At 67.6% G+C, this 26,185-nt stretch carries 22 protein-coding genes; 18 read left to right on the top strand and 4 right to left on the bottom strand.

What is annotated here, in order from left to right; all coding sequences use genetic code 11:
* The first annotated feature begins 63 nt into the window (after nt 1–63).
* Complete coding sequence (locus tag DIE16_RS14760; RefSeq protein WP_124487407.1) at nt 64–1,125, top strand: alpha/beta fold hydrolase; 1,062 nt, start codon at nt 64–66, stop codon at nt 1,123–1,125.
* A 42-nt stretch (nt 1,126–1,167) separates the two neighbouring features.
* Here the strand turns inward: DIE16_RS14760 and DIE16_RS14755 are convergent, their stop codons facing one another.
* Complete coding sequence (locus DIE16_RS14755; protein WP_124487406.1) at nt 1,168–2,166, bottom strand: LLM class flavin-dependent oxidoreductase; 999 nt, start codon at nt 2,164–2,166, stop codon at nt 1,168–1,170.
* Nucleotides 2,167–2,824: 658 nt separating this feature from the next.
* On the opposite strand from DIE16_RS14755, the gene hpnI reads away from it, so the two are divergent.
* The 16 genes from hpnI to DIE16_RS14665 all read left to right on the top strand — a co-directional run bounded on the left by hpnI (nt 2,825) and on the right by DIE16_RS14665 (nt 21,047).
* Nucleotides 2,825–4,000, top strand: a complete 1,176-nt coding sequence (gene hpnI / locus DIE16_RS14750) for a bacteriohopanetetrol glucosamine biosynthesis glycosyltransferase HpnI (RefSeq protein ID WP_124521343.1) — start codon at nt 2,825–2,827, stop codon at nt 3,998–4,000.
* 167 nt (nt 4,001–4,167) lie between these two features.
* Entirely contained in the window at nt 4,168–5,610 is a 1,443-nt protein-coding gene (gene hpnJ / locus DIE16_RS14745; protein WP_308234889.1) for a hopanoid biosynthesis associated radical SAM protein HpnJ, read from the top strand.
* Between the two features lie 3 nt (nt 5,611–5,613).
* Nucleotides 5,614–6,498 (top strand): hopanoid biosynthesis-associated protein HpnK, encoded by an 885-nt coding sequence (gene hpnK / locus DIE16_RS14740; RefSeq protein ID WP_124487405.1) that lies wholly within the window; start codon nt 5,614–5,616, stop codon nt 6,496–6,498.
* On the top strand, nt 6,495–7,535 hold the full coding sequence (locus DIE16_RS14735) for a lysylphosphatidylglycerol synthase domain-containing protein (protein ID WP_124892541.1): 1,041 nt from the start codon (nt 6,495–6,497) through the stop codon (nt 7,533–7,535). The genes hpnK and DIE16_RS14735 overlap by 4 nt, the downstream gene beginning before the upstream one ends.
* 88 nt (nt 7,536–7,623) lie before the next feature.
* Nucleotides 7,624–8,181 (top strand): lipoprotein, encoded by a 558-nt coding sequence (locus DIE16_RS14730; RefSeq protein WP_044849120.1) that lies wholly within the window; start codon nt 7,624–7,626, stop codon nt 8,179–8,181.
* Nucleotides 8,182–8,446: 265 nt separating this feature from the next.
* Nucleotides 8,447–9,136, top strand: coding sequence for an ABC transporter permease (locus DIE16_RS14725; RefSeq protein WP_124892539.1), 690 nt, complete (start codon nt 8,447–8,449; stop codon nt 9,134–9,136).
* Nucleotides 9,133–9,846: an ABC transporter permease gene (locus tag DIE16_RS14720; RefSeq protein WP_044849122.1), complete on the top strand. Its 714-nt coding sequence runs from the start codon at nt 9,133–9,135 to the stop codon at nt 9,844–9,846. Before DIE16_RS14725 ends, DIE16_RS14720 begins: the two co-directional genes overlap by 4 nt.
* 20 nt (nt 9,847–9,866) lie before the next feature.
* Nucleotides 9,867–10,667 carry an ABC transporter ATP-binding protein gene (locus DIE16_RS14715; RefSeq protein WP_124487404.1) on the top strand — a complete coding sequence of 267 codons (801 nt, stop codon included), beginning with the start codon at nt 9,867–9,869 and terminating at the stop codon, nt 10,665–10,667.
* 19 nt (nt 10,668–10,686) lie between these two features.
* Nucleotides 10,687–11,730, top strand: a complete 1,044-nt coding sequence (locus tag DIE16_RS14710) for a GlxA family transcriptional regulator (RefSeq protein ID WP_059815947.1) — start codon at nt 10,687–10,689, stop codon at nt 11,728–11,730.
* A 954-nt stretch (nt 11,731–12,684) separates the two neighbouring features.
* Nucleotides 12,685–13,917, top strand: coding sequence for an aspartate aminotransferase family protein (locus DIE16_RS14700; RefSeq protein WP_044849125.1), 1,233 nt, complete (start codon nt 12,685–12,687; stop codon nt 13,915–13,917).
* Between the two features lie 30 nt (nt 13,918–13,947).
* A complete protein-coding gene (aruF, locus tag DIE16_RS14695) occupies nt 13,948–15,000 on the top strand; it encodes an arginine/ornithine succinyltransferase subunit alpha (RefSeq protein ID WP_044849126.1) in 1,053 nt (350 codons plus the stop codon).
* Complete coding sequence (gene astA / locus DIE16_RS14690; RefSeq protein ID WP_124521337.1) at nt 14,997–16,028, top strand: arginine N-succinyltransferase; 1,032 nt, start codon at nt 14,997–14,999, stop codon at nt 16,026–16,028. The genes aruF and astA overlap by 4 nt, the downstream gene beginning before the upstream one ends.
* A 7-nt stretch (nt 16,029–16,035) precedes the next feature.
* The gene (gene astD / locus DIE16_RS14685; protein ID WP_124892537.1) at nt 16,036–17,499 is read left to right on the top strand and encodes a succinylglutamate-semialdehyde dehydrogenase; all 1,464 of its coding nucleotides are present in this window, start codon (nt 16,036–16,038) and stop codon (nt 17,497–17,499) included.
* Nucleotides 17,500–17,513: 14 nt separating this feature from the next.
* Nucleotides 17,514–18,854, top strand: coding sequence for an N-succinylarginine dihydrolase (astB, locus tag DIE16_RS14680; protein ID WP_044849129.1), 1,341 nt, complete (start codon nt 17,514–17,516; stop codon nt 18,852–18,854).
* Nucleotides 18,838–19,896, top strand: coding sequence for a succinylglutamate desuccinylase (gene astE, locus DIE16_RS14675; RefSeq protein WP_124892535.1), 1,059 nt, complete (start codon nt 18,838–18,840; stop codon nt 19,894–19,896). Before astB ends, astE begins: the two co-directional genes overlap by 17 nt.
* Nucleotides 19,897–20,252: 356 nt before the next feature.
* Nucleotides 20,253–21,047: an ABC transporter substrate-binding protein gene (locus DIE16_RS14665; RefSeq protein WP_124573255.1), complete on the top strand. Its 795-nt coding sequence runs from the start codon at nt 20,253–20,255 to the stop codon at nt 21,045–21,047.
* A gap of 78 nt (nt 21,048–21,125) precedes the next feature.
* Here the strand turns inward: DIE16_RS14665 and DIE16_RS14660 are convergent, their stop codons facing one another.
* Nucleotides 21,126–22,637, bottom strand: a complete 1,512-nt coding sequence (locus DIE16_RS14660; protein ID WP_124892533.1) for an HDOD domain-containing protein — start codon at nt 22,635–22,637, stop codon at nt 21,126–21,128.
* A 27-nt stretch (nt 22,638–22,664) separates the two neighbouring features.
* A complete protein-coding gene (gene cdpA, locus DIE16_RS14655) occupies nt 22,665–24,404 on the bottom strand; it encodes a cyclic di-GMP phosphodiesterase CdpA (RefSeq protein WP_193759872.1) in 1,740 nt (579 codons plus the stop codon).
* 279 nt (nt 24,405–24,683) lie between these two features.
* Here cdpA and DIE16_RS14650 point away from each other — a divergent pair, with 279 nt between their 5' ends.
* Nucleotides 24,684–25,235 (top strand): peroxiredoxin, encoded by a 552-nt coding sequence (locus tag DIE16_RS14650; protein WP_124487396.1) that lies wholly within the window; start codon nt 24,684–24,686, stop codon nt 25,233–25,235.
* 107 nt (nt 25,236–25,342) lie between these two features.
* On the opposite strand, the gene DIE16_RS14645 is transcribed toward DIE16_RS14650, so the two are convergent.
* Entirely contained in the window at nt 25,343–25,972 is a 630-nt protein-coding gene (locus DIE16_RS14645) for an SDR family oxidoreductase (RefSeq protein WP_124487395.1), read from the bottom strand.
* Nucleotides 25,973–26,185 lie beyond the last annotated feature (213 nt).

Raw genomic sequence — 26,185 nt, 5'->3', positions numbered from 1 at the left:
GTAGAATCGCGGGGCGTGAAGCCGCCCGGCTGACCGCGTGCATTTCCCATTACCGTGAGCGCCATGCCTTCGAATTGCAAGATGTTCTCCCTCGCGCGCGCGGCCGTGCTCGGCGCGGGCGTCGCCGCCGCATGCGCGACGTCGGTCGCGGTCGCCGTCCCGGCACCGGCCGGCAACGACGGGCCCGCGTACGGCCCTCGCCTGGAAGGCTTCGCCTATCCGGAGCCGGTGCATCGCTACGCGTTCGTGTCACAGCGCGACACCCTCGAGATGATGTACATGGACGTGCAGCCGGCGCACCCGAACGGCCGCACCGTCGTGCTGCTGCACGGGAAGAACTTCTGCGCGGCGACCTGGGAAGACACGATCGGCGTGCTGAGTCGCGCCGGCTATCGCGTGATCGCGCCGGACCAGATCGGCTTCTGCAAGTCGTCGAAGCCCGAGCGCTACCAGTACAGCTTCCAGCAGCTCGCGCGCAACACGCATGCGCTGCTCGAGTCGGTCGGCGTGAAATCGGCGACGATCGTCGGCCATTCGACGGGCGGGATGCTCGCGATGCGTTACGCGCTGATGTACCCGAAGGCGACCGAGCAGCTCGTGCTGGTGAACCCGATCGGCCTCGAGGACTGGAAGGCGCTCGGCGTGCCGCCGCTGTCGGTCGACTACTGGTACGCACGCGAGCAGAAGACGACGGCGGACGGCATCCGCCGTTACGAGCAGGCGACCTACTACGCGGGCAAGTGGGCGCCGTCCTACGAGCGCTGGGTGCAGATGCTCGCCGGCATGTATCGCGGCCCGGGCCGCGACGCGGTCGCGTGGAACTCGGCGCTGATCTACGACATGATCCTCACGCAGCCGGTGGTCTACGAACTCGGCGCGATACGCGTGCCGACGCTGCTGCTGATCGGCGACAAGGACACGACCGCGATCGGCAAGGACGTGGCGCCGCCGGACGTGCACGCGAAGCTCGGCCGTTACCCGGAACTCGCGAAACGCACGCAGGCGGCGATTCCCGGCGCGCAGCTCGTCGAATTCCCGGCGCTCGGGCACGCGCCACAGATCCAGGATCCGGACGCGTTCCACAAGGCGCTGCTCGACGGGATGGGGGCGGTGCACCCGCAGTGACGCGCAGGCGGGCGCACCCGCCTGGGTGGGCCGCCCGCCGGGTCAGCGGGTTTCGTTCGCGAGTTCGTCGCGGATCTGCGCGGCCAGCTCGAACGAGCGCACGCGCGCGGCGTGATCGTAGATCTGCGCGGTGATGATCACCTCGTTAGCGCCGGTTTGCGCGATCCGGTCGCGCAGCTTGTCGCGCACCGTGTCGCGCGAGCCGACGGCCGCGAACGACAGCGCATGCGCGACGTTCGCGAGTTCGAACTCGCTCGCCTCGAGCGCGTCGACGGGCGGCGGCAGCTTGCCGGGCGTGCCGCGGCGCAGGTTGATGAACTGCTGCTGCAGCGACGTGAAGAGGCGCCGCGCCTCGTCGTCGGTATCGGCCGCGAACACGTTGACGCCGACCATCGCATGCGGCTTCGGCCACGCGGCCGACGGCCGGTACTGCGCGCGATAGACTTCGAGCGCGCGCATCAGGTAGTCCGGCGCGAAGTGCGACGCGAACGCGAACGGCAGCCCGAGCATCGCGGCGAGTTGCGCGCTGAAGAGGCTCGAACCGAGCAGCCACACGGGCACGTCCAGCCCCGCGCCGGGCACCGCGCGCACGCGCTGGCCGGGCACCGGTTCCGCGAAGTAGCGCTGCAGCTCGGCGACGTCGTCCGGAAACGAGTCGGCGCTGCCGATCAGGTCGCGGCGCAGCGCACGCGACGTGGTCTGGTCGGTGCCGGGCGCGCGGCCGAGCCCGAGGTCGATGCGCCCCGGATACAGCGACGCGAGCGTGCCGAACTGCTCGGCGATCACGAGCGGCGCATGGTTCGGCAGCATGATCCCGCCCGAGCCGACGCGGATCGTCTTCGTCGCTCCCGCCACGTGGCCGATCACGACGGCCGTCGCCGCGCTCGCGATGCCGGGCATGTTGTGATGTTCGGCGAGCCAGTAGCGCCGGTAGCCGAGGCGCTCCGCGTGCTGCGCGAGATCGACGGTGTTGCGGAACGCCTGCGCGGCGTCTGCGCCGGCGGGAATGGGGGCGAGATCGAGTACGGAAAACGGAATCATCGGGTGGCCTTCGGAAGGGAGGGGCGCGGTGATGCGGATGCGCAACAGATGGCGATGATTTTGCCAAAGGGTTCCGGAACGCGCTGGCGTTCCGGAACGCGCTGGCGACGCGCGGATACCCATGCGCCTTTCAGGGGCGCAAGGTGGCGCGGGCAACTGTTGCAAAAATCAATCTAATCGCCGAATAATTACCGATCTTTACGGCGATTGGGCATGTCTTCGCATCGACATACAAATTTCCACGAAACGTTTGATTTTCAAGACTGCAATCCGCCTGCAAAGTGCTTACGCTAACGTGAACGAGGTGGCACCGGAATGGTTCCCCGGCCGCACAGCTTTGCCGAAATCGCAGTAGTCCGTTTCGCGTGGTGCCAAGCGCGGGGTGGCGCGGGCTGCTAAAATCCGGCGCCTGTCCATGTTGTGCCGACGGTAGCCATTAGAATCTTCCCGCATCCCGTCCGGGCATCGCGCGAGGATGTGCCACGCGATGCCGGGCATGGCCGCTTTCGGGGAAATGGGCCGTGCCTCCCCATTACACAGACGCTGCTGGAACAAGGAGTCGGGTCGTGCCCGCGTTCGTTGCTGTCGGAATACCCAATCACGTTCAACCCGGTTCGATCGGTCGGCAGGGCGCCCGCGTCGCCGGAGGGCGTCGCGCATGACCCCGACCGTCACGCTGCTCGACTGGCTCCTGACCGTGTTCACGCTGGCTGCGGCCGGCTATGCGTTCGTCGCGGCGTTCGCGCCGCGCCCGCGCACGCCGCGCACCGCCGCACGCGACGGTTTCGAGCCCGTCAGCGTGCTCAAGCCGCTGTGCGGCGCCGAGCCGCACCTGTACGAGAACCTCGCGACGTTCTGCGAACAGCGCCACCCGCGCCATGAAGTGCTGTTCGGGGTCGCGTCGGCATCCGATCCGGCGGTCGCCGTGGTCGAGCGGCTGCGCGCCGATTATCCGGAATGCGACATCACGCTCGTGATCGACGCGCGCGTGCACGGCAAGAACCTGAAGGTCAGCAACCTGATCAATCTCGCCGAACGCGCGAAGTACGGCCGCATCGTGATCGCGGACAGCGACATCGCGGTGAAGCCGGACTATCTGGAGCGCGTGACGGCGCCGCTCGCCGACGCGTCGGTCGGGGTCGTCACGTGCCTGTATCATGCGCGCAGCGTCGGCGGGTTCTGGACGCGGATCGGCGCGCAGTTCGTCGATGCGTGGTTCGCGCCGTCGGTACGGATCACGCACCTCGGCCGCTCGAGCCGCTTCGGCTTCGGCGCGACGCTGGCGCTCACGCGCGACACGCTCGAGCGGATCGGCGGTTTTCTCGCGTTGAAGGACGAGCTGGCCGACGACTTCTGGCTGGCCGAGCTGCCGCGCCGCCTCGGGCGGCGCACCGTGCTGTCCGAGGTCGAGGTCGCGACCGACGTGATCGAGCCGTCGTTCGGGCCGCTCTGGCACCGCGAGACGCGCTGGCTGCGCACGATCCGTTCGCTGAACCCGGCCGGCTTCGCGTTCCTGTTCATCACGTTTACCGCGCCGTGGCTCGCGATCGGCGCGGCGCTCGCGCTGCGTCTCGACGGCACCATCGCCGGCACGCTGGCGGGTGGCGCGGCCGTGGTGGGCGCGTTCGGGCGGCTGGTGCTGCACGCGCGCGGCGAGGACGGCTGGCGCGCGTTCTGGCGCGACCTGCCGCTCGTCGCGGTGCGCGACACGCTGCTCGCGCTCGAATGGCTCGCGGCCGTGTTCGGCACGCACGTCGTGTGGCGCGGCGCGCGGATGACGGTCGTCGGCGGCGAACGAGCGACGGTGATCGTGGAGGGCGGGGACGGCCGCTGACGTACGTTCCCCGAAGGGAACCGGCGATGCGCCCGGTCCCGATCGAACCCGGCCCGAAGGCCGAGACGCGTTGCGCGGCCACGCCGCGCGACGCGACATGACAGAGAGGCGGGCGCCGGCAGGGCGGCCCGCGGTTGATTGACTGAATCGTTGAAACGAATCGAACTATGCAGGCTACCGGAGCATTCATGAAAACGCTGTTCTTGCAGGCCCCTTCGTATGACGGCTTCGACGGCGGAGCCGGCTCGCGCTATCAGGCGAAGCGCGAAATCCGTTCCTTCTGGTACCCGACGTGGCTCGCGCAGCCGGCCGCGCTCGTGCCGGGCAGCCGCGTCGTCGACGCGCCGGCCGACGGCCTGTCGGTCGAGGAAACGCTGAAGATCGCCAACGACTACGATCTCGTGATCATCCACACGAGCACGCCGTCGTTCCCGACCGACGCGATGTTCGCGCAGGATCTGAAGAAGATGAAGCCGTCGATGCTGGTCGGCATGGTGGGCGCGAAGGTGATGGTCGATCCGCACAACTCGCTCACGGCGAGCGACGCGATCGACTTCGTGTGCCGCGAGGAATTCGACTACACCTGCAAGGAAATCGCCGAAGGCAAGCCGTTCCCCGAGATCAAGGGCTTGAGCTGGCGCGCGAAGGACGGCTCGATCGAGCACAACGAAGCGCGTCCGATCCTCGAGAACATGGACGAACTGCCGTTCGTCGCGCCCGTCTACAAGCGCGACCTGAAGATCGACAACTACTTCATCGGCTACCTGAACTACCCGTACGTGTCGATCTACACGGGCCGCGGCTGCAAGTCGCGCTGCACGTTCTGCCTGTGGCCGCAGACGGTCAGCGGCCATCGCTACCGCACGCGCTCGGTCGAGAACGTGCTCGCGGAAGCGAAGTGGATCCGCGACAACATGCCGGAAGTGAAGGAGCTGATGTTCGACGACGACACCTTCACCGACGACCTGCCGCGCGCCGAAGCGATCGCCATCGGCCTGGGCAAGCTCGGCATGACGTGGTCGTGCAACGCGAAGGCGAACGTGCCGTACAAGTCGCTGAAGATCATGAAGGAAAACGGCCTGCGCCTGCTGCTGGTCGGCTTCGAATCCGGCGACGACCAGATCCTCGTGAACATCAAGAAGGGCGTGCGCACCGATTTCGCGCGCCGCTTCAGCGCGGACTGCAAGAAGCTCGGGATCAAGATCCACGGCACCTTCATCCTCGGCCTGCCGGGCGAGACGCAGGACACCATCAAGAAGACGATCGAGTACGCGAAGGAAATCAATCCGCACACGATCCAGGTGTCGCTCGCCGCGCCGTATCCGGGCACGACGCTTTACAAGCAGGCCGTCGAGAACGGCTGGATGGAAGAGAACAAGACCATCAACCTGGTCAGCAAGGAAGGCGTGCAGCTCGCGGCGATCGGCTATCCGCACCTGTCGCGCGACGAGATCTATCACCATCTCGAGCAGTTCTATCGCCAGTTCTACTTCCGCCCGTCGAAGATCTGGGAGATCGTCCGCGAGATGCTGACGAGCTGGGACATGATGAAGCGTCGCTTGCGCGAAGGCGTCGAGTTCTTCCGCTTCCTGCGCGCGCACGAGGCCTGATTCGTGGCGACGCAGCGGGCGGCGCGGGCGCTGATCTTCACCGCGGACGACTTCGGGCTGCATCCGCGCGTCAACGCGGCGGTCGAGCGCGCGCATCGCGACGGCGTGCTGAACGCCGCGAGCCTGATGGTCGGTGCGCCCGCGGCGCAGGACGCGATCGAACGCGCGCGGCGCCTGCCGTCGCTCGCGGTCGGCCTGCATCTCGTCCTCGCGGACGGGCCGGCCACGCTGCCCGCACATGACATACCCGCGCTCGTCGGCCGCGACGGGCGCTTCGGCGATGCGATGGCGAAGGACGGCTGCCGCTTCTTCTTCCTGCCGCACGTGCGTGCGCAGCTGCGCCGCGAGATCCGCGCGCAGTTCGACGCGTTCGCGGCGAGCGGCCTGCCGCTCGACCACGTGAACGCGCACAAGCATTTCCACCTGCATCCGACCGTGCTGTCGATGATCATCGAGATCGGCCGCGACTACGGGCTGCGTGCGGTGCGGCTGCCGTACGAAACGCGCGCGCCCGCGCTGCTCAAGCCGTGGATCGCGCTGGTGCGCGCCCGGCTCGACCGTGCGGGGCTCGCGCACAACGACTACGTGGTCGGCATCGAGCATACGGGCGCGATGGACGAGCGCGTGCTGCTCGACGCGCTCGCGGCGCTGCCGCCCGGGGTCGGCGAGATCTACTGTCATCCGGCGGAAGCCGGCGACGGCCCGATCACGCCGACGATGGCCGCTTACCGGCCGGTCGACGAACTGGATGCGCTGCTGTCGCCGCGCGTCGCGGCCGCGCTGAAGGCCGCGGGCGTCGCGACCGGCGGTTTTGCCGACGTGTTCGGCCAGCCGGCGGCGCGGCGCGGCACGCACGCGTCGCGCGAAGCGGGGGCGCAGCCGTCATGACCAAGTGGATCAAATGGCTCGGCTGGCCGATCGGCATCGGGATCCTGCTCGCGCTCGGGCTGCACGAAGGCATCGGCGACGTGACGCGGATGCTCGAGCGCGCCGGCTTCGCGCTGCTGTGGCTCGTGCCGTTCCATGCGCTGCCGCTGCTGCTCGACGCGTATGCGTGGCACCAGCTGCTCGACCGGCGCGCGTCGCTGTCGTTCCTGTGGTGGGTCGCGACCGTGCGTGAAGCGGTGAACCGGCTGCTGCCGGTCGTCGGGATCGGCGGCGAGCTGGTCGGGATCCGGATGGCGCGCTGGCAGGTGCCCGACGCGAGCCGCGTGACCGCGTCGGTGATCGTCGAGGTGCTGGTGACGATCGTCGTCCAGTATGCGTTCGCGGCGCTCGGCCTCGTGCTGCTGCTCGCGACGACGCACGACATGGGCGGCGGCACGATCGGCCTCGCGCTGCTGCTGACCCTGCCGCTGCCGGTGCTCGGCGTCGTGCTGATGCGGCGCGGCGGGGTCTTCCATGCGATCGAGCGGTTCGCGGGGCGCCTGCTCGGCGATTCGCACCGGTTGCTGCAGGGCGTCGACGGCCGCCGCCTCGATGGCGACATCGACGCGCTGATGTCGCGCACGCCGCTGCTGTTCAGTGCGTTCTTCTGGCAGTTGTCGGGCTACGTGCTCGGCGCGCTCGAAATTTACTGGGCGCTCGCGCTGCTCGGTCATCCGGTCTCGATCGGCGGCGCGATCGCGATCGAGGCGATGACGCAGGCCGTGCGCCATGCGGCGTTCATGGTGCCGGGCGGGCTCGGCGTGCAGGAGGCGACCGTCGTGCTGCTCGCGCAGATGTTCGGCGTCGATCGCGAGACGGCGCTGTCGCTCGCGCTGGTCAAGCGCGGCCGCGAGGTGCTGTTCGGCTGTCTCGCGCTCGGGTCGTGGCAACTGGCCGAGCTGGTGCGCACGCGCCGCCGGATCAAGGCGGTGCCGGCCGGGCCGCGCGCCCCGCAAGCGGGCCGCGAGGCCCAGGTGCAAACCGAAACGACGCATTGATCACGAGACGGGCCGCGCGGTCCGTCTCGCGCTTTTGGCGTTGCGCGGGTATCCTTGCCGCGTGTTTTCTCGACGCGCATTTCTTCCGATGATCTTCCGTTTCCGGCTGCTTCCCGTCACGATGCTGGCCGCCGCGCTGGCGCTGACCGGCTGCGACGACAAGCAAGGCAATCTCGACGTGCAACGTATCAGGGACTTCTTCAACGCGATCAAGCCGGCGCCGCTGCTGCTCAAGGGGCTGAAGGCCGGCGTCTCGACCGAAGCCGACGTGCGCGCCACGATGGGCAAGCCCGAGACCGAGCGCGCGTTCACCGACGGCTCGAAGCGCCTGGAATACCCGCGTGGCCCGATGGGCAACCAGACCTGGTTCGTCGACCTCGACCCGGGCGGGTACTACACGGGCGCGACGCAGGTGCTGACCGCCGAGAACTTCGCGAAGGTGCGCCCGGGGATGACCGAGGACGAGGTGCGCCGCCTGCTCGGCAAGCCGGGCGACGTCGCGCAGTATCCGCTGAAGCCCGAGACCGTATGGAGCTGGCGCTGGCTCGAGGACGGCGTCAACACCGACGCGTTCTTCAACGTCCATTTCGGCCCGGACGGGCTTGTCTATACGACTTCGCGCTCCGACATCCTGAAAGGGCGCTGAACCCGCGTCCGGCGCTATATCGAAAAAGCGACCGGAAAATTGCAAAAAGTCCGCTTCCCTGCGTGTCATCCGACTGTCAGGAAGCGGCTTTTTTCCTTTTGAAACAGCGCGGTAGGCCGTGCCTGCAAATGGTGGGATGAATTGCTGCGACGCAGCAATCGCGCGCACGGTGATTTGAGGCAAACAATTTCGCTTGCGACTATCCGCGTCAGCCCGGCGCCGGACAGTGAGCGCGCCGGTGTTCACATCAACACTGGAGACGCGCGTGTTCCTTTACGGCTTTGGTCCTGTCCTCTGGGCCGGCACCGTGCAGACCATCGAGCTGTCGGTGCTGTCGCTCGCCGCTGCGGTGGCGCTGGGGCTGATCGGCGCGGTGGCGAAGCTGTCGCACAACCGGGTGCTGCGAGCGGTCGCGACCGGTTATACGACGCTGATCCGCTCGGTGCCCGATCTCGTCCTGATGCTGCTGTTGTTCTACAGCATCCAGATCTGGCTGAACCAGTTCACCGACCTCGTCGGCTGGGACCAGATCGACATCGACCCGTTCGTCGCCGGCGTGCTGACGCTCGGCTTCATCTACGGCGCGTACTTCACCGAGACGTTCCGCGGTGCGTTCCTGTCGGTGCCGCGCGGCCAGCTCGAGGCCGGCTCGGCGTACGGGATGAACGGGCTGCGCGTGTTCGTGCGGATCATGTTTCCGCAGATGATGCGCTTCGCGCTGCCTGGCATCGGCAACAACTGGCAGGTGCTCGTGAAGGCGACCGCGCTGGTGTCGATCATCGGTCTCGCGGACGTCGTGAAGGCGGCGCAGGACGCGGGCAAGAGCACGTTCAACATGTTCTTCTTCATCCTCGTTGCGGCGCTGATCTACCTCGCGATCACGACCGTTTCCAACCTCGTGCTGATCCAGCTCGAGAAACGTTATTCCACGGGCGTGCGCCACGCAGAACTATGATCGAGATCCTCCAGGAATTCGGCCAGGCGTTCCTTTACTGGGACGGCCAGCGCCTCTCCGGCCTTGCGGTGACGCTGTGGCTGCTCGTCGCGTCGATTTCGCTCGGCTTCGTGTGCGCGGTGCCGCTCGCGGTCGCACGCGTGTCGAAGAAGAAGTGGCTGTCGATGCCGGTGCGGTTCTACACGTACGTGTTCCGCGGCACGCCGCTCTACGTGCAGCTGCTGTTGCTGTACACGGGCATGTACAGCCTCGAGTTCGTGCGCTCGCACTCGCTGCTCGACGCGTTCTTCCGCAGCGGCTTCAACTGCGCGATCCTCGCGTTCGCGCTGAACACCTGCGCGTACACGACCGAGATCTTCGCGGGTGCGATTCGTGCGATTCCGCACGGCGAGGTCGAGGCGGCGCGTGCGTACGGGATGTCGCCGTTCACGATGTACCGCCGGGTGATCCTGCCGTCGGCGCTGCGCCGTGCGCTGCCGCTGTACAGCAACGAGGTGATCCTGATGCTGCACGCGACCACCGTTGCGTTCACGGCGACCGTGCCCGACATCCTGAAGGTCGCGCGTGACGCCAATTCCGCGACGTACATGGCGTTCCAGTCGTTCGGGATCGCCGCACTGATCTATCTTGCGGTATCGTTCGCACTCGTCGCGGCATTTCGCCGGGCGGAGCGCCACTGGCTCGCGTATCTCGCGGCCGGCCGTCATTGATTTCATTCGAGGAGAGCCAGATGGCCGAGATCACTCAAACGAGCGCGTCCGCTTCCACCAAGCTTGCCGCGGTCGACATTCACAAGCGCTATGGCGACAACGAGGTGCTCAAGGGCGTGTCGCTGAACGCGAAGGCCGGCGACGTCATCAGCATCATCGGCGCCAGCGGTTCGGGCAAGAGCACGTTCCTGCGCTGCATCAATTTTCTCGAGCGGCCGAATGCGGGGCAGATCGTCGTCGACGGCGAGGCCGTGCGCACCAGGACCGACCGCGCCGGTGCGCTCGAGGTGGCCGATCACAAGCAGCTGCAGCGCATCCGCACCAAGCTCGCGATGGTGTTCCAGCACTTCAATCTGTGGGCGCACATGAACGTGCTCGAGAACGTGATGGAAGCGCCGGTGCACGTGCTCGGCATTGCGAAGAAGGAAGCCGAGGAGCGTGCGCGCGAGTACCTGGAGAAGGTCGGTTTGCCGCCGCGCGTCGAGAAGCAGTATCCGTCGCATTTGTCGGGTGGCCAGCAGCAGCGTGTCGCGATCGCGCGGGCGCTGGCGATGCATCCGGACGTGATGCTGTTCGACGAGCCGACGTCGGCGCTCGATCCGGAGCTCGTCGGTGAGGTGCTGAAGGTGATGCAGAAGCTGGCCGAGGAGGGCCGCACGATGATCGTCGTCACGCACGAGATGGGTTTCGCGCGCAACGTGTCGAATCACGTGATGTTCCTGCATCAGGGGCGGACCGAGGAAGAGGGTGATCCGAAGGAGGTGCTGGTGCGTCCGCAGAGCGAGCGTCTGAAGCAGTTCCTGTCGGGTAGCCTCAAGTAACGCGAAGGGCGTTTCATACGTGGTACCGGTGTCTCGTCCCGCAGGCGCCACCCGCACGACGCAGGTGGCGATCGTTGCATTGCCGCCCGTGTCGATGTCGGGTGTGGGTCCGATCGTCGATGCGTTGCATCTCGCGAACGAGATCGACGGGCGCTTGCTGTATCGCTGGCAGGTGTGTTCGTGGGATGGGCGGCCGGTGCCGCTCGCCGGCGGCGCGCAGTGGCATGCCGATGCGGCGTTCAACGATGCGATCGCGTGCGACTGGCTGATCGTCGTGTCGGAGCGGTTTCAGCAGTTTGCCGACTATCGGTTGTTTCTCGCGAGTCTCGCGCGGGTGGGGCAGCGCACGCCGGTCGTCACGGGGATTCACCACGGCGTGTGGTGGCTCGCGATGGCCGGGCAGCTTTCCGGATATCGCGTGAGCGTGAACTGGGAGACGTATCAGCAGTTCGCCGAACAGTTCGAGCGGTCGATCGTCACGCAGCAGATCTTCGAGATCGATCGCGATCGGGCGACCTGTGCGGGCGGGCAGGCGACCGTCGATTTCATGCTGGCCATGATCGGCCGGGAACACGGGGCGGACCTGGGTGAGCGCATTGCCGACGCGCTCGGGGCCGGCACGCTGCGCAGCGGCGAGGAGCGGCAGCGGATTCCTTTTGTCACCGCGCCCGGTGAGCGGCATCCTCGGCTGAACGATGCGTTGCTTTTGATGGAAGCCAATGTCGAGGATCCTTTGACGACCGATGAGATCGCCGGGCTCGTCGGCGTGTCGCGGCGGCAGCTCGAGCGGCTCTTTCGGCAGTATCTCGGGGCGATGCCCTCCAAGTATTACCTCAATCTCCGGTTGCTCAAGGCTCGCACGCAGTTGCAGCGGACCAGCAAGTCGGTCGTTCAGGTGAGCCTCGCCTGTGGGTTTTCTTCTGCTGCGCACTTTTCTAATGCGTACCGCGAAAGGTTTGGGGTCACGCCTCGGGAGGATCGGAGAGCCTGGCTCGAGAAGCAGACCGGCGGTGGTAGTGAACCTCGCGGGGGCGCGCTTGTTGAGCGGGGTGCTAAGGATTGATTCTGTTTTTTTTATGGTGCGCTTGCGTTTGACGTGAAGCACCTGTGATCGTGTCGGTCTATTAGCGTCGCCCCTGCGCGGGGCGGCGGTTACTTTTCTTTGTCTTGCCAAAGAAAAGTAACCAAAAGAAAGGCGCCCGGATAACGCATGACTTCCCGGTGCCGTAGTCCACCAGGTGGCCCTCGCCTAAGTGTCCGCGCCAGTCGGGAACCCGGAGTGGTTCGAGCAATGGTTCTGACACCACTCCCTACGCAACGGAGCGGTATACCGCCCGCTAGCTCCATCCTCGCTATGCTCGGCTGCAAGGTTCTTCGGCCGCATTCATGCGCCCGCGCCACGCATGGACACCCACTGATCAGTTCCCCAAATCAGTGAGGGGCCGCTGTACCACAACGACGATTTCAATTTATTGAATTCATGCGTCGCTTGCCGCAATTGTGCAAATCAATCGACCGACAGCTTTGCGAAGCGGGACGTGTGGACCTATCGACCGAGCGAAGCGAGGGCGGAGCTAGCGGGCGGTATACCACTCCGCGGGGTGGTGAGTGGTGTCAGAACCATTGCTCGAACCACTCCGGGTTCCCGACTGGCGCGGACACTTAGGCGAGGGCCACCTGGTGGACTACGGCACCGGGAAGTCATGCGTTATCCGGGCGCCTTTCTTTTGGTTACTTTTCTTTGGCAAGACAAAGAAAAGTAACCGCCGCCCCGCGCAGGGGCGACGCTAATAGACCGACACGATCACAGGTGCTTCACGCCAAACGGCGAGCGCACCGCCAAAAAACCGCGAAACAGCAACCAAGCACAAAACGCCACGCCCCCCGCCGGGGACAGGCAAAATAAAGCGCCCTATCCGCTTCCGATAGAACCCGTCGCAATTCCGCAAGACGCTTGCGTCACCCTTACCTAAACTTGATCCTGTTGAACCCTCTTACGAAACCGAAAGGAACGACCATGACGACCTCGACCGTGACCCGCCAGACATTCGACGAAGTGATGGTGCCGGTATTCTCCCCCGCGCCGTTCGTGCCGGACCGTGCAGAGGGCTCGCGCGTGTGGGACACGGCCGGCCGCGAATACGTGGATTTCGCCTGCGGCATCGCCGTCACGTCGCTCGGCCACGGCCACCCGGAACTGCTGAAGGTCCTGGACGAACAAGGCCGCAAGCTCTGGCACATCGGCAACGGCTACACGAACGAGCCGGTGCTGCGCCTCGCGAAGCGCCTCGAAGCGCTGACCTTCGCCGACCGCGCATTCTTCGCGAACTCGGGCGCGGAAGCGAACGAAGCCGCCCTCAAGCTCGCGCGCCGCGTCGCATTCGACCGCCACGGCGCCGACAAGTACGAAATCGTGTCGTTCGTCCAGTCGTTCCACGGCCGTACGTTCTTCACGGTCAGCGTCGGCGGCCAGCCGAAATACTCGGAAGGCTTCGGCCCGGTGCCGGAAGGCATCAAGCACCTGCCGTTCAACGACATCGAAGCGGCCAAGGCCGCGATCGGCCCGCAAACCTGCGCGGTGATCGTCGAGCCGGTGCAGGGCGAAGGCGGCGTGATCCCGGCCGATCCGGCCTTCCTGAAGGCACTGCGCGAAGCGTGCGACGCCAACGACGCAGTGCTGATCTTCGACGAAGTGCAGACGGGCGTCGGCCGCACGGGCCAGTTCTACGCATACATGGACACGGGCGTCACGCCGGACATCCTCACGACCGCGAAGGCACTCGGCAACGGTTTCCCGATCGGCGCGATGCTGACGACGAACGAACTGGCCGCCCACTTCAAGGTCGGCGTGCACGGCACGACGTACGGCGGCAACCCGCTCGCGTCGGCGATCGCGGACAAGGTCGTCGAGCTGATCGGCGACCCGGCGCTGCTGGAAGGCGTGCGCGAACGCAGCGTGCGCCTGAAAGGCGCGCTGGAACGCATCAACGCACGCTTCGGCATCTTCAAGGACATTCGCGGCAAGGGCCTGCTGGTCGGCGCGGAACTCACCGCCGCATTCGACGGCCGCGCGAAGGACTTCGTCACCGCCGCCGCCGAGAACGGCCTGATCATGCTGATCGCGGGCCCGAACGTGCTGCGCTTCGTCCCGTCGCTCGTGATCCCGTTCGACCTGCTCGACGAAGGCGTTAAGCGCTTCGAGAAGGCAGTCGAGCAGGTGCTCGCGGCCCAGGAAGCCACCGCGCGCTGATCGGCGCGCCCATCGCAGACAGGAACGACGATGCTATTTGTTCGCCCCGGCAAACTCACGGATCTCGATGCGCTCGCGCACATGGCGCGCACCGCGCAGCCGGTCCTGCACTCGCTGCCGCACGATCGCGCGGCGCTCGAAGCGCGCGTGGCGCTCTCCGAGGATTCGTTTCGCGCGGACGTCGACTTCGCCGGCGAGGAGTTCTATCTCTTCGTGCTCGAGGATTCGTCGACGGGCAAGCTGCTCGGCACGGCGAGCATCGTGGCCGCGGCCGGCTACTCGGAACCGTTCTACGCATTCCGCAACGATGCACTGATCCACGCGTCGCGCGAGCTGCACGTGAACCGCAAGATCCACGCGCTCACGATGTCGCACGAGCTGACCGGCAAGAGCCGGCTGGCGGGCTTCTACGTCGATCCGTCGCTGCGCGGCGACGCGGCCGCGCACCTGATCTCGCGTGCGCGGATGATGTACATCGCCGCGAACCGCCGCCGCTTCACGCCGGAAGTGTTCACGCTGCTGCTCGGCGTGAGCGACAGCACGGGCGCATCGCCGTTCTGGGAAGCGGTGGGCCGCAAGTTCTTCGGCCGCAACTTCACCGACGTCGACATCGCGTCGGGCGGCCGCAGCCGCACGTTCATCGCGGAAGTGATGCCGGCGTATCCGCTCTACGTGCCGCTGCTGCCGGAAGCTGCGCAGCGCGTGCTCGGCGAGCCGAACGAAACGGCGCTGCTCGCGTACGACATCCATCTCGAGGAAGGCTTCGAGCCGGACCGCTTCGTCGACATCTTCGACGCGGGCCCCGTGCTGACCGCGCAGGTCGACCGCACCGCATGCGTGAAGCACGGCGCGGAGCGCACGGTGCGCGAAGCCGCGCATCAGCAGGGCGACGTCGCGTACATGGTGTCGACCGGCAGCGGCGAATCGTTCCGCTGCGTACTGGCCGACCTGCCGGGCGATACGGCCGACGCGCCGCTCGCCGGCGACGTGCGCGCGGCGCTCGATGTGAAGGATGGTGATGTCGTGCGCTGCGTGCCGCTGCACCGCCGCGACGATGAAGACATGAAGGGAGACGCAGCATGATCGTCGTTCGGGTCGTACAAACGGGCGACGTCGACGCGCTCGTGTCGCTCGCTAAGGAAACCGGGCCGGGCCTGACCACGTTCAAGCCCGATCGCGACGCGCTCGCCGCGCGCATCGAACGCACGCGCCGCACGCTCGACGGCGAGGCCGCGCCGGGCGAAGCCGGCTACTTCTTCGTGATGGAAGAATCGAAGACGGGCGACATCGCGGGCGTGTGCGGGATCGAGACGCAGGTCGGCCTCGAACAGCCGTTCTACAACTATCGCGTGAGCACGGTCGTGCACGCGAGCCAGGAGCTCGGCGTGTGGACACGGATGTCCGCGCTGAACATCTCGCACGACCTGACGGGCTACGCGGAAGTGTGCTCGTTGTTCCTGAGCCCGCGTTACCGCACGGGCGGCGTCGGCGGCCTGCTGTCGCGCTCGCGCTTCATGTTCATCGCGCAGTTCCGCGAACGCTTCCCGGAACGCATCTGCGCGGAACTGCGCGGCCACTTCGACGAGGACGGAACGTCGCCGTTCTGGCGCGCGGTCGGTTCGCACTTCTACCAGATCGATTTCAACGCGGCGGACTACCTCAGCTCGCACGGCCGCAAGTCGTTCCTCGCGGAACTGATGCCGCGCTATCCGGTGTACGTCGACCTGCTGCCGCAGGACGCGCAGGACGCGGTCGGCCTCACGCACCGCGACACGCTGCCGGCCCGCAAGATGCTCGAGGCCGAAGGGCTGCGCTACCAGAACCACGTCGACATCTTCGACGCGGGCCCGGTGCTCGAATGCCACATCAATGACCTGCGCACGGTGCGCGAGAGCGTCGTCGTGCCGGTCGCGATCGGCGTGCCCGACGTGCGGGAAGATATGCCGAAGTCGCTCGTATCGAACACGTCGCTCGGCGATTTCCGCGTCGGCGTCGCGCCGGGCGTGGTCGTGAACGGGTCGTTCGTGCTGTCGGCCGACGATGCCGCCGCGCTCGACGTGAAGGCTGGCGATCCGGTCCGCGTGCTGCCGCTCAAAGTCAAACAGGGATAAACGAATCATGACGGAACTCTTCATCGACGGCGCCTGGGTCGCAGGCTCGGGCCCCGTCTTCGCTTCGCGCAACCCGGGCACCGACGCGATTGCATGGCAGGGCGAAAGCGCGTCGGCGGCCGACGTCGACCGCGCGGTCGCGAGCGCGCGCCGCGCGTTCGCCGGCTGGTCGGCGCTCGACTTCGAAGCGCGCTGCGAAATCGTCAAGCGCTTCGCCGCGCTGCTCACCGAACGCAAGGAAGCGATCGCGACCGCGATCGGCCGCGAGACCGGCAAGCCGCTGTGGGAAGCCCGTACCGAAGTCGCGGCGATGGCCGCGAAGGTCGGCATCTCGATCCAGGCCTACCAGGAACGCACCGGCGAGAAGCGCCAGGACATGGCCGACGGCGTCGCGGTGCTGCGCCATCGCCCGCACGGCGTCGTCGCGGTGTTCGGCCCGTACAACTTTCCCGGCCACTTGCCGAACGGTCATATCGTGCCGGCGCTGATCGCGGGCAACACGGTCGTGTTCAAACCGTCGGAGCTCGCCCCGGGCGTCGCGCGCGCGACGGTCGAGGTGTGGCAGGAAGCCGGGTTGCCGGCCGGCGTGCTGAACCTCGTGCCGGGCGAGAAGGACACGGGCATCGCGCTCGCGAATCACCGGCAGATCGACGGGCTGTTCTTCACCGGCAGCTCGGATACCGGCACGCTGCTGCACAAGCAGTTCGGCGGCCGTCCGGAAATCGTGCTCGCGCTCGAGATGGGCGGCAACAACCCGCTCGTGATCGGCGAAGTCGAGGACGTCGACGCGGCCGTGCATCACACGATCCAGTCGGCGTTCCTGTCGGCCGGCCAGCGCTGCACGTGCGCACGCCGCATCTTCGTGCCGCAGGGCGCGTTCGGCGACCGCTTCCTCGCACGCTTCGCCGACGTCACGTCGAAGATCACGGCCGACGTGTTCGACGCCGATCCGCAGCCGTTCATGGGCGCGGTGATCTCGGCACGCGCGGCCGCCAAGCTCGTCGACGCGCAGTCGCGCCTGATCGCGCAGGGCGCGCAGCCGATCATCGCGATGACGCAGCGCGATCCGCGCCTGGGCTTCGTGAACGCGTCGATCATCGACGTGACCGGCGTGGCGAACCTGCCCGACGAAGAGCACTTCGGCCCGCTCGCGCAGATCGTCCGCTACGCGACGTTCGACGAAGCGATCGAGCGCGCGAACGACACGGCGTTCGGCCTGTCGGCCGGCCTGCTCGCCGACGACGCCAACGCATGGGACCACTTCCGCCGCACGATTCGTGCGGGGATCGTCAACTGGAACCGCCCGACCAACGGCGCATCGTCCGCCGCGCCGTTCGGCGGTACGGGCCGCTCGGGCAACCATCGGCCGAGCGCGTACTACGCGGCCGACTATTGCGCGTATCCGATGGCGTCGGTGGAAAGCACCCAACTGACCTTGCCCGCGAGCCTGTCGCCGGGCCTGCATTTCTGATCGAGGGAACGACGATGAACGCACAAGAAGCCAATTTCGACGGACTCGTCGGCCCGACCCACAACTACGCCGGGCTGTCGTTCGGCAACGTGGCGTCGCTCAACAACGAGAAGTCGGCCGCGAATCCGAAGGCCGCCGCGAAGCAGGGGTTGCGCAAGATGAAGCAGCTCGCGGATCTCGGCTTCGCGCAAGGCGTGCTGCCGCCGCAGGAGCGCCCGTCGCTGCGCCTGCTGCGCGAGCTCGGCTTCTCCGGCAAGGACGCGGACGTGATCGCGAAGGCCGCGAAGCAGGCGCCCGAGCTGCTCGCCGCGGCGAGCTCGGCGTCGGCGATGTGGACCGCGAACGCGGCGACCGTCAGCCCGTCGGCCGACACGAGCGACGGCCGCGTGCACTTCACGCCGGCCAACCTGTGCAGCAAGCTGCATCGCGCGATCGAGCACGAAGCGACGCGCCGCACGCTGTCGACGCTGTTCGCCGATCCCGCGCACTTCGCGGTGCACGAGGCGCTGACGGGCACGCCGGCACTCGGCGACGAGGGCGCGGCCAACCATACGCGCTTTTGCGCCGAATACGGCCTGCCCGGCGTCGAGTTCTTCGTGTACGGCCGCGCGGAATACCGCCGCGGCGTGGAGCCGAAGCGCTTCCCGGCGCGCCAGACCTTCGAGGCGAGCCGCGCGGTTGCGCATCGCCACGGTCTCGCCGAAACGGCGACGGTCTATGCGCAGCAGGATCCGGACGTGATCGATGCAGGCGTGTTCCACAATGACGTGATCTCGGTCGGCAACCGCGACACGCTGTTCACGCACGAGCGCGCGTTCGTCAACAAGCAGGCGATCTACGACACGCTGACGGCCACGCTCGACGCGCGCGGCGCGCGGCTGAACGTGATCGAGGTGCCCGATGCGGCCGTGAGCGTGAACGATGCGGTCACGTCGTACCTGTTCAACAGCCAGCTGCTGTCGCGCGCGGACGGCTCCCAGGTGCTCGTCGTGCCGCAGGAATGCCGCGAGAACGCGAACGTTGCCGCCTATCTCGACCAGCTCGCGGCCGGCAACGGCCCGATCCGCGACGTGCTCGTGTTCGACCTGCGCGAAAGCATGAAGAACGGCGGCGGCCCGGCTTGCCTGCGCCTGCGCGTCGTGCTGAACGACGCCGAGCGTGCGGCCGTCACGTCGAACGTGTGGATCAACGACACGCTGTTCGCGTCGCTCGACGCGTGGATCGAAAAGCACTACCGCGACCGTCTCGCACCGGAAGACCTCGCCGATCCGACGCTGCTCGACGAATCGCGCACGGCGCTCGACGAGCTCACGCAGATCCTGCGCGTCGGGTCGCTGTATGACTTCCAGCGCTGAGTCCCGCGTGCCGGCCGCCGTGCTGCTCGACGACTTCCTCGCGTTCACGCTCGCGGGCGACGCGCCGGCCGTGAAGGTCGGCACGTGCGCGAACGGCGCGGTGCGCTGGCATTGGCTCGGCGACGGGCTGCTCGCGCTCGAGCCGGTAGCGGATGAAGCGGGCGCTGCGGCGCGTGCGAGCGTGCTGGTGTCGGCCGGCGTGCATGGCGACGAGACCGCGCCGATCGAGCTGCTGTCGATGCTCGTGCGCGATCTCGCGGCGGGCACGTTGCCGCTCGCGTGCCGCCTGCTCGTCGTGCTCGGCAACGTGCCGGCGATGCGCGCGGGCGCACGCTATCTCGACGACGACCTGAACCGCCTGTTCAGCGGCCGTCACGCACAAGTGCCCGCGAGCCGCGAAGCGCCGCGCGCGGTGCAGCTCGAAGCGGCGGCCGCCGCGTTCTTCGCGGCCGCGCCGGCCGGCAGCGCGCGCTGGCACGTCGACATGCACACGGCGATCCGCGCATCGGTGTTCGAACAGTTCGCGCTGCTGCCGCACACGGGCACGCCGCCTGCCCGCAAGATGGTCGAATGGCTCGGCGATGCGCGCATCGCGGCCGTGCTGCTGCATACCGCGAAGGGCAACACGTATTCGCATTACACGGCCGAGCACTGCGGCGCGCTCGCGTGCACGCTCGAACTCGGCAAGGTGCGGCCGTTCGGCCAGAACGACCTGTCGCGCTTCGCGCCGGCGGACCGTGCGGTGCGCAGGCTCGTGTCGGGTGCGCCGCGCGACGTCGACGCCGCGTTGCCGCGCGTGTTCACCGTGATCGACCAGATCACGAAGCAGAGCGATGCGCTCGAGCTGTTCGTCGCGGCCGACGTCGCGAATTTCACCGCGTTCGCGCGCGGCACGGTACTCGCGCAGGACGGCGACTACCGCTACACGGTGCAGCACGACGAGGAGCGCATCGTGTTTCCGAATCCGGCCGTGAAGCCGGGCCTGCGCGCGGGCCTGCTCGTGGTCGATACGACGCGCGAGACGCTGGCCGCACTCGTCTGATCCAAGGCCGGTGGCGCGTGGCTGCGGGGGCCGCGGCACGCGCATCGTCCGGCCACATTTCCCTTTTTTGCAATCGACGCCCGCATGCCGCGCGGATGGCCCGTGCGGCGCGCTTGCGTATTTGCGACATCGTCTTGCAAGTTCGACGGCGCATCCTGCCGTCATCGTGCACGCAGCGCAGCATCGCGGGCCGGCGGCCGCTTTGCCGTGCCGGGCCGCGCGGATTGGTACAATCGCGGCCTTGCGGCTGTTGCGCCGCATCAAGGCGCGGCATCGGCATTGGCGTCGTCATCCGACCCTGCGATGATGCATGCGCCCGTAGTTCCGGAACATTCGAGTATCGAGGAGAACACCTGATGAAGTTGGATTGGCGTAAAGTGGCCGCGCACGCGGTAGTGGCGGCATCGGCCGTGGCGGCAGGCAGCGCGATGGCAGCGGATCTGAAGGAGATCCGGTTCGGCGTCGAGGCCTCGTACGCGCCGTTCGAATACAAGACGCCCGACGGCAAGCTGACCGGCTTCGACATCGACATCGGCAACGCGGTGTGCGCGAAGCTGAAGACGAAGTGCGTGTGGGTCGAGAACGACTTCGACGGCCTGATCCCCGCGCTGCAGGCGCGCAAGTTCGACGCGATCAACTCGGACATGACGATCACCGACCAGCGCAAGCACGCGATCGCGTTCACCGATTCGATCTACACGATCCCGAACCAGCTGATCGCGAAGCAGGGCAGCGGCCTGCAGCCGACCCCGCAAGCACTGAAGGGCAAGCGAGTCGGCGTGCTGCAGGGCACGATCCAGGAAGCGTACGCGAAGAAGAAGTGGGCGCCGGCCGGCGTCGAAGTCGTGCCGTACCAGACGCAGGATCTGGCCTACGCCGACCTGAAGTCGGGCCGTCTCGACGCGGCGTTCCAGGATTCGGAGGCGGGCTCGAAGGGCTTCCTGTCGAAGCCGCAAGGCCAGGGCTTCGGCTTCGCCGGCGGCACGGTCAGCGATGCCGAGATCCTCGGTTCGGGCGTCGGCTTCGGTCTGCGCAAGAACGACGCGGCGCTGAAGACCGCGCTCGATCAGGCGCTGAAGGAACTGAAGGCCGACGGCACGATCGACAACCTCGCGAAGAAGTACTTCAGCGTGCCGGTCACGCTCAAGTAAGCATTTCGATCCGTCTTGCATGCAGCCGGCCGCTTTTGCGGCCGGTTTGCTTTTGGGGCGCCGCCCGCATCACGCTGATTACGCTGGAAAGAACCGCCCCAGTTCGCGCGCGAGTTCGTTGAGCACGCTCATCTCCTGCTGCGTGATCTTGCGCGCCGGCTGCGCGCCGGCCCAGTCGCCGTACAGCAGGCCGACCGTTTTCGCGCCGACGCGCACCGGCAGCAGCACGAACGCGCGCGTGTCCGGAAGCGCGTCGAGATACCACGCGGGCAGGCGCTTCACCATCTTCGGGTCCTGCGCCTGCTCGATGAAGATGCCGACCGAGTTCGTGATCGCGAGATGGAATACGTCCGGCTCGAAGCGCTCGTCGAAGCACAGCCGGTCGAGCGCCGCATCGACGCCCGGGCCGAAGCCGAGACGCGCGGCGAACGCGCCGTCTTCCCGGCGCACGAACATCACGGTGCGCGTGAACGCGAGGCCCGCGAGCAGGCTTTCCGACGCGAGCGCGAGCACCGGCGTCAGCACGTGCTCGGACGGCAGCGCGCGCAGGTCCGCGAGACCGGCCTCGAGGCATGCCTCGGGATCGGGCTGCGCCCGCGCGATCGCGTCGGCGTTCGCGCGCAGCTCGACGATCTCGCGCATCACGGTGTCGCTCGCTTCCTCGGATGCGAGCCGCTCGGCGATCGCCACCAGCGCGTCGGCGTCGATGTCCAGCTCCTGGCTGTAGTGCTGCGCGAGCACCGCGATGTGCGCGTCGCGCTGCGGCCCCGCGGGCATCGCGAGCGCACCGGCGACATCGGTCGAGCAGCGGCTCACCGCGCGCAGCCAGCGTACGCGGCCGGGGCTGTCGTCGGCGCACGCGTCGCGGGAGCGCTGGCGGTCGGGGTCGTCCTCGTCCTCGTCGAGGCTCGCGGCATGCGCGGTACTGCCGTCGCCGTCGGCCATCCCGGCGCGGATCACGTCGGGCAGCCGCCAGTTCGCGGCGGCCTCGAGACCGATCTCGTCGAAGCCGACGCCGAGCACGTCGATGCACGCGGCCGCATCGTCGCCGTCCAGCTCGGCGGCGCGACGGCGGATCCGGTCCCATTCGCTGTCGAGATAGCAGACCACCAGCAGCTTGCCGACCTGGCGCATCAGCGTGCAGACGACGGCTTCCTCGCCGCCGCGCAGCTCCGCATGCTCGGTGAGCTTGCGGGCGACGCAGCCGGACAGCAGCGCGCGGTTCAGCTCGAGCTTCGCGTCGATGCGGCGCGGCGTGCTGTGGTGGAAGTGGTCGACGAGCTTCAGCCCGACGACCAGATGGCCGACCGTGTCCATGCCGAGCACCATCAGCGCCCGCGTGACGGTCGTGATGTTGCCGCCGAACGCCATGTACATCGCGGAATTGGCGAGCCGCAGGACTTTCTGCGTGAGCGCGAAATCCGACAGCACGACGCGCACGAGCGCGGTGAAGTCGAGGTCGTCGTTCTTCATCGCGGCCATCGTCGCGCGCAGCGACTCCGACAGCAGCGGGAAGTCGCCCCGTTCGTTCATCCGGGCCCACAGCTTGTCGAGCAGCGCCGTGCGGGGCAGGTGTGCGGTGATTGACATACGGATCTATCCGGTTCGCCGCGCGCGTCAGGCGGCGTGCAGGCGCAGCTGCTGCGCCTCGAAGCGCCGTGCGAGTTCCTCGGACGGCAGCGCCTGGCACACGAGCCAGCCCTGGATGTGGTTGCAGCCCATCTCGGTCAGCAGTTCGCGTTGCGCCTCGGTCTCGACGCCTTCCGCGACGAGCTCGAGATCGAGCGTCTGCGCGAGGCCGACCACCGCCGACACGATCGCGCGGTCGTTGCGCGACGTCAGCAGGTTCTCGACGAAGCTGCGGTCGATCTTCAGCTTCGCGAGCGGGAAGCGCTGCAGGTAGGCGAGGCTCGAATAGCCGGTGCCGAAATCGTCGATCGCGAAGCGGATGCCGAGCTCGGTCAGCTCCTCGAGCAGCCCCTTTGCCTGCACGGGGTCGTGCATCAGCAGGCTTTCGGTGATTTCCAGCACGATGCGGCGCGGATCGATGCCCGTCAGCGCGATCGCCTCGCGCACGCTCTGCGTGAAGCGCGGGTCGCGGAACTGCTGCGGCGACACGTTGACCGCCACGTACTGCAGCGCGAGCCCCTGGCGATCCCAGGCGACGAGCTGCATGCACGCGGCCTTGAGCACCCAGTTGCCGAGATAGTTGATCAGGCCGATCGATTCGGCGAGCGGAATGAAGGTCGCCGGCGGCACGAGGCCGTGCACCGGATGACGCCAGCGGATCAGCGCCTCGACGCCGTCCACCGCCCCCGACTGGCTGCGCGTGATCGGCTGGAAGTGGAGCGAGAACTCGCCGTTGCGCACGCCGTCGTACAGGTCGGCTTCGAGCTTGAGCCGCTCGGCGTCGGCCGGATCGTCGACCGGCGCGTGAAACGCGAGCGCGTTGCCGCCCGATGCCTTCGCCTGCGCGAGCGCGTGGTCGGCGCGGCGCAGCAGCGGGCTGTGATGCTGCGCGCGATGGGGCGCAGCCCGTTCGTCCGGGTACACGGCGATGCCGATGCTCGCGGACAGGTGGACGGTCTGCCCCTGGTACGCGTAAGGTTCGCGCACCGCGGCCTGCAGGCGGCGCGCGAGCGCGTCCGCGGCATTGCTCGCGTGTGCGCGGTCCGGTGCGGTGAGCACGACCGCGAACTTGTCGCTCGCGACACGCGCGAGCTGCTCGCCGGGCGCGACGAGCGCCTGCAGCCGCTGCGCGGTGTCGCGCAACAGCGTGTCGCCGGCGTCGTAGCCGAGCGCGCGGTTGATGCGCTGGTAGTCGTCGAGGTCGAGCAGCAGCAGGGCGGCACAGGTGCCGCTTTCGTCGGCGGCCTGCTGGGCGCGCATCAGCGCCGGCACGAGTGCGGACAGGTTGCCGAGCCCCGTCATCGGGTCGTGGTGCATCTCGTACGTCAGGCGGGCCTCGAGCGCACGCCAGGCCGACACGTCGAACGCCGCGATCGCGAAGCCGTCGACGCCGTGGTGGCGGCTCTTGAACGCGCGGACCTCGACGTCGAGCGGATAGGTGAGCGACTTGACGATGCACATCGTCGCCTTCTCGACCTGGCCGGAGCGCGCGGCGCGTGCAAGCAGGCCTTCGAGCGTCGCGGTATCCTGTTCCGCGATCAGGTCGCGCAGCGTCAGCGTGTGCAGGTAGTCGCGGTGATAGCCGATGAAGCGCAGGCTCGCATCGGACACGTACAGGAAACGCAGCTCGCGGTCGACATGGGCGAGGAAGTCCACCGTGCCGACCGTCTGTTCCAGCCAGTTGCGCACGGTGTCGTCGCGGCGCGGCGCGCCGGCGCGCGCAGGCATCAGCGCGCCGCCCGACCAGGCGAAGCGGCGCAGCGTATGCAAGGCATTGCGCCAGGAGCCCTTGCGTGGCGTCTGTTTCCTGTTGGCTTCCATGTGTCTCGCTGACGTGAAGGGCTGGAACTGGTTGTCCGGAAGAAATAACGGCAGGCTGCGCGAAATCTTTAACCGGCCGGCCGCGGCTGGCACGGCCGCTGGACCGGGTCGCGCACATCGGCGTTCGACAGGCGAACGCCGATACGGCCTACATCGAGGCTGACTTTATAAGAAATGAGGACGCAGATGAAGCGAAAACTATGGGTGGGCGCCGCGGCGGCGCTGCTGGTGGCCGGCCATGCGCGGGTCGCGCTGGCGGAACTGAAGCCGGGCGACGCGGCGCCCCCTTTCACGACGCAGGCGTCGCTGGGCGGCAAGACTTACACGTACTCGCTGGCCGATGCGCTGAAGCACGGACCGGTCGTGCTGTACTTCTACCCGGCCGCGTTCACGAAGGGCTGCACCATCGAGGCGCATGCGTTCGCGGATGCGGTCGATCGTTACAAGGCTTACGGCGCGACGGTGATCGGCGTATCCGCGGACAACATCGACACGCTGACGAAGTTCTCGGTGAGCGAGTGCCGCAGCAAGTTCCCGGTCGCGGCCGATCCGGACGCGAAGATCATCCGCGAATACGACGCGAAGCTGCCCGCGCTCGATCGCGCGAACCGCGTGTCCTACGTGATTTCGCCGGAAGGGAAGGTGTTGTACGAATATACGAGCCTATCGCCCGACAAGCATGTCGAGAACACGCTCGGCGCGGTGAAGGCGTGGGCCGACGCGCATCCGAAGCCGTAAGCAGCCACGAGCAGGCGGTCAGCCCGCCGTAAAGCGGCCCGCTTCGCGGGCCGCAGGCGCGATGACACGCGGCCGCCCCGTGGCGGCGCGGGCAGGCCGGGCAAGCGTCAGGCGCGCAATGCCTGTTCGATCGGCACGCTGCCGCCGACGAAGCCGATGACCTTGCGCGAAATGCCCAGCTTGATCGCTTCGATCGCGGCCCACGCGACATCCTGGCGCGACACCGGCGGCGCTGCGTCGAGCGGCTCCTCGGTCAGCGCGATCTTGCCGACGCCCGGGCCGTCCGCGAGCGGGCCGGGGCGCAGGATCACGTAATCGATGCCCGACGCGATCACGCGGTCGTCGCCTTCGCGCTTCATCTGCGAGTAGTGGCGCAGCGCGTCGCCGCTGCGCTCCGGCCAGTACGCGGTCAGCGAACTGATCACGACCAGCTTCTGCACGTTGTAGGCGAGCGCATGCTCGGCCGCGCGCGCGACCGCGTCGCGGTCGATCTGCTCCTCTTCGGCGGCGCCTTCCGATTCCGCCGAGCCGGCCGCGTAGATCACGTGCGTGATGCCCTGGAACGCGTGCGAGAAATCGCCCGTCAGATCGGCCTCGACGACCTTCGCGCCCGGCAGCGCATAGCCGTGCCGGCGCACCAGCGCAGTCACCTCGAATTCCGGCTGCTCCAGCAGCAGATCCGCGCAGGCCCGGCCGGTGCGGCCGGTCGCGCCAATCAGCAATACCTTCGTCGTCATGAAACCGCTCCTTGCTCGATGCGTCGTCCTTCCAGATAGGGACGGACGACCGATACTCAAGTGTATGTCGATCGGGGCGGCGGCGCTCGGGTAATTGGGGCTGTACCGCACCGAAACGGCCGGCGCGGCGCCCCGTCTGCGCGCGCTCGCGCGCACGGATCGCGGAATCGCCCCGCCGACCGGCTATCATGTGCGCGATGCATTTTTCGCCGC

Source organism: Burkholderia sp. Bp9090 (assembly GCF_003857985.1).
Lineage (GTDB): Bacteria > Pseudomonadota > Gammaproteobacteria > Burkholderiales > Burkholderiaceae > Burkholderia.
Note: the sequence above shows the minus strand (reverse complement) of the source record. Positions and strands in the feature narration are given on the sequence as shown.

Coding starts and splice junctions, on each gene's coding strand:
- DIE16_RS14660 (WP_124892533.1), bottom strand. CDS start 22,637: ATGTCAATCACCGCACACCTGCCCCGCACGGCGCTGCTCGACAAGCTG.
- astD (WP_124892537.1), top strand. CDS start 16,036: ATGACGGAACTCTTCATCGACGGCGCCTGGGTCGCAGGCTCGGGCCCC.
- DIE16_RS14645 (WP_124487395.1), bottom strand. CDS start 25,972: ATGACGACGAAGGTATTGCTGATTGGCGCGACCGGCCGCACCGGCCGG.
- astA (WP_124521337.1), top strand. CDS start 14,997: ATGATCGTCGTTCGGGTCGTACAAACGGGCGACGTCGACGCGCTCGTG.
- DIE16_RS14760 (WP_124487407.1), top strand. CDS start 64: ATGCCTTCGAATTGCAAGATGTTCTCCCTCGCGCGCGCGGCCGTGCTC.
- DIE16_RS14665 (WP_124573255.1), top strand. CDS start 20,253: ATGAAGTTGGATTGGCGTAAAGTGGCCGCGCACGCGGTAGTGGCGGCA.
- DIE16_RS14730 (WP_044849120.1), top strand. CDS start 7,624: ATGATCTTCCGTTTCCGGCTGCTTCCCGTCACGATGCTGGCCGCCGCG.
- cdpA (WP_193759872.1), bottom strand. CDS start 24,404: ATGCCTGCGCGCGCCGGCGCGCCGCGCCGCGACGACACCGTGCGCAAC.
- DIE16_RS14715 (WP_124487404.1), top strand. CDS start 9,867: ATGGCCGAGATCACTCAAACGAGCGCGTCCGCTTCCACCAAGCTTGCC.
- hpnI (WP_124521343.1), top strand. CDS start 2,825: ATGACCCCGACCGTCACGCTGCTCGACTGGCTCCTGACCGTGTTCACG.
- DIE16_RS14720 (WP_044849122.1), top strand. CDS start 9,133: ATGATCGAGATCCTCCAGGAATTCGGCCAGGCGTTCCTTTACTGGGAC.
- hpnJ (WP_308234889.1), top strand. CDS start 4,168: ATGCAGGCTACCGGAGCATTCATGAAAACGCTGTTCTTGCAGGCCCCT.
- DIE16_RS14735 (WP_124892541.1), top strand. CDS start 6,495: ATGACCAAGTGGATCAAATGGCTCGGCTGGCCGATCGGCATCGGGATC.
- DIE16_RS14755 (WP_124487406.1), bottom strand. CDS start 2,166: ATGATTCCGTTTTCCGTACTCGATCTCGCCCCCATTCCCGCCGGCGCA.
- astB (WP_044849129.1), top strand. CDS start 17,514: ATGAACGCACAAGAAGCCAATTTCGACGGACTCGTCGGCCCGACCCAC.
- astE (WP_124892535.1), top strand. CDS start 18,838: ATGACTTCCAGCGCTGAGTCCCGCGTGCCGGCCGCCGTGCTGCTCGAC.
- aruF (WP_044849126.1), top strand. CDS start 13,948: ATGCTATTTGTTCGCCCCGGCAAACTCACGGATCTCGATGCGCTCGCG.
- DIE16_RS14650 (WP_124487396.1), top strand. CDS start 24,684: ATGAAGCGAAAACTATGGGTGGGCGCCGCGGCGGCGCTGCTGGTGGCC.
- DIE16_RS14700 (WP_044849125.1), top strand. CDS start 12,685: ATGACGACCTCGACCGTGACCCGCCAGACATTCGACGAAGTGATGGTG.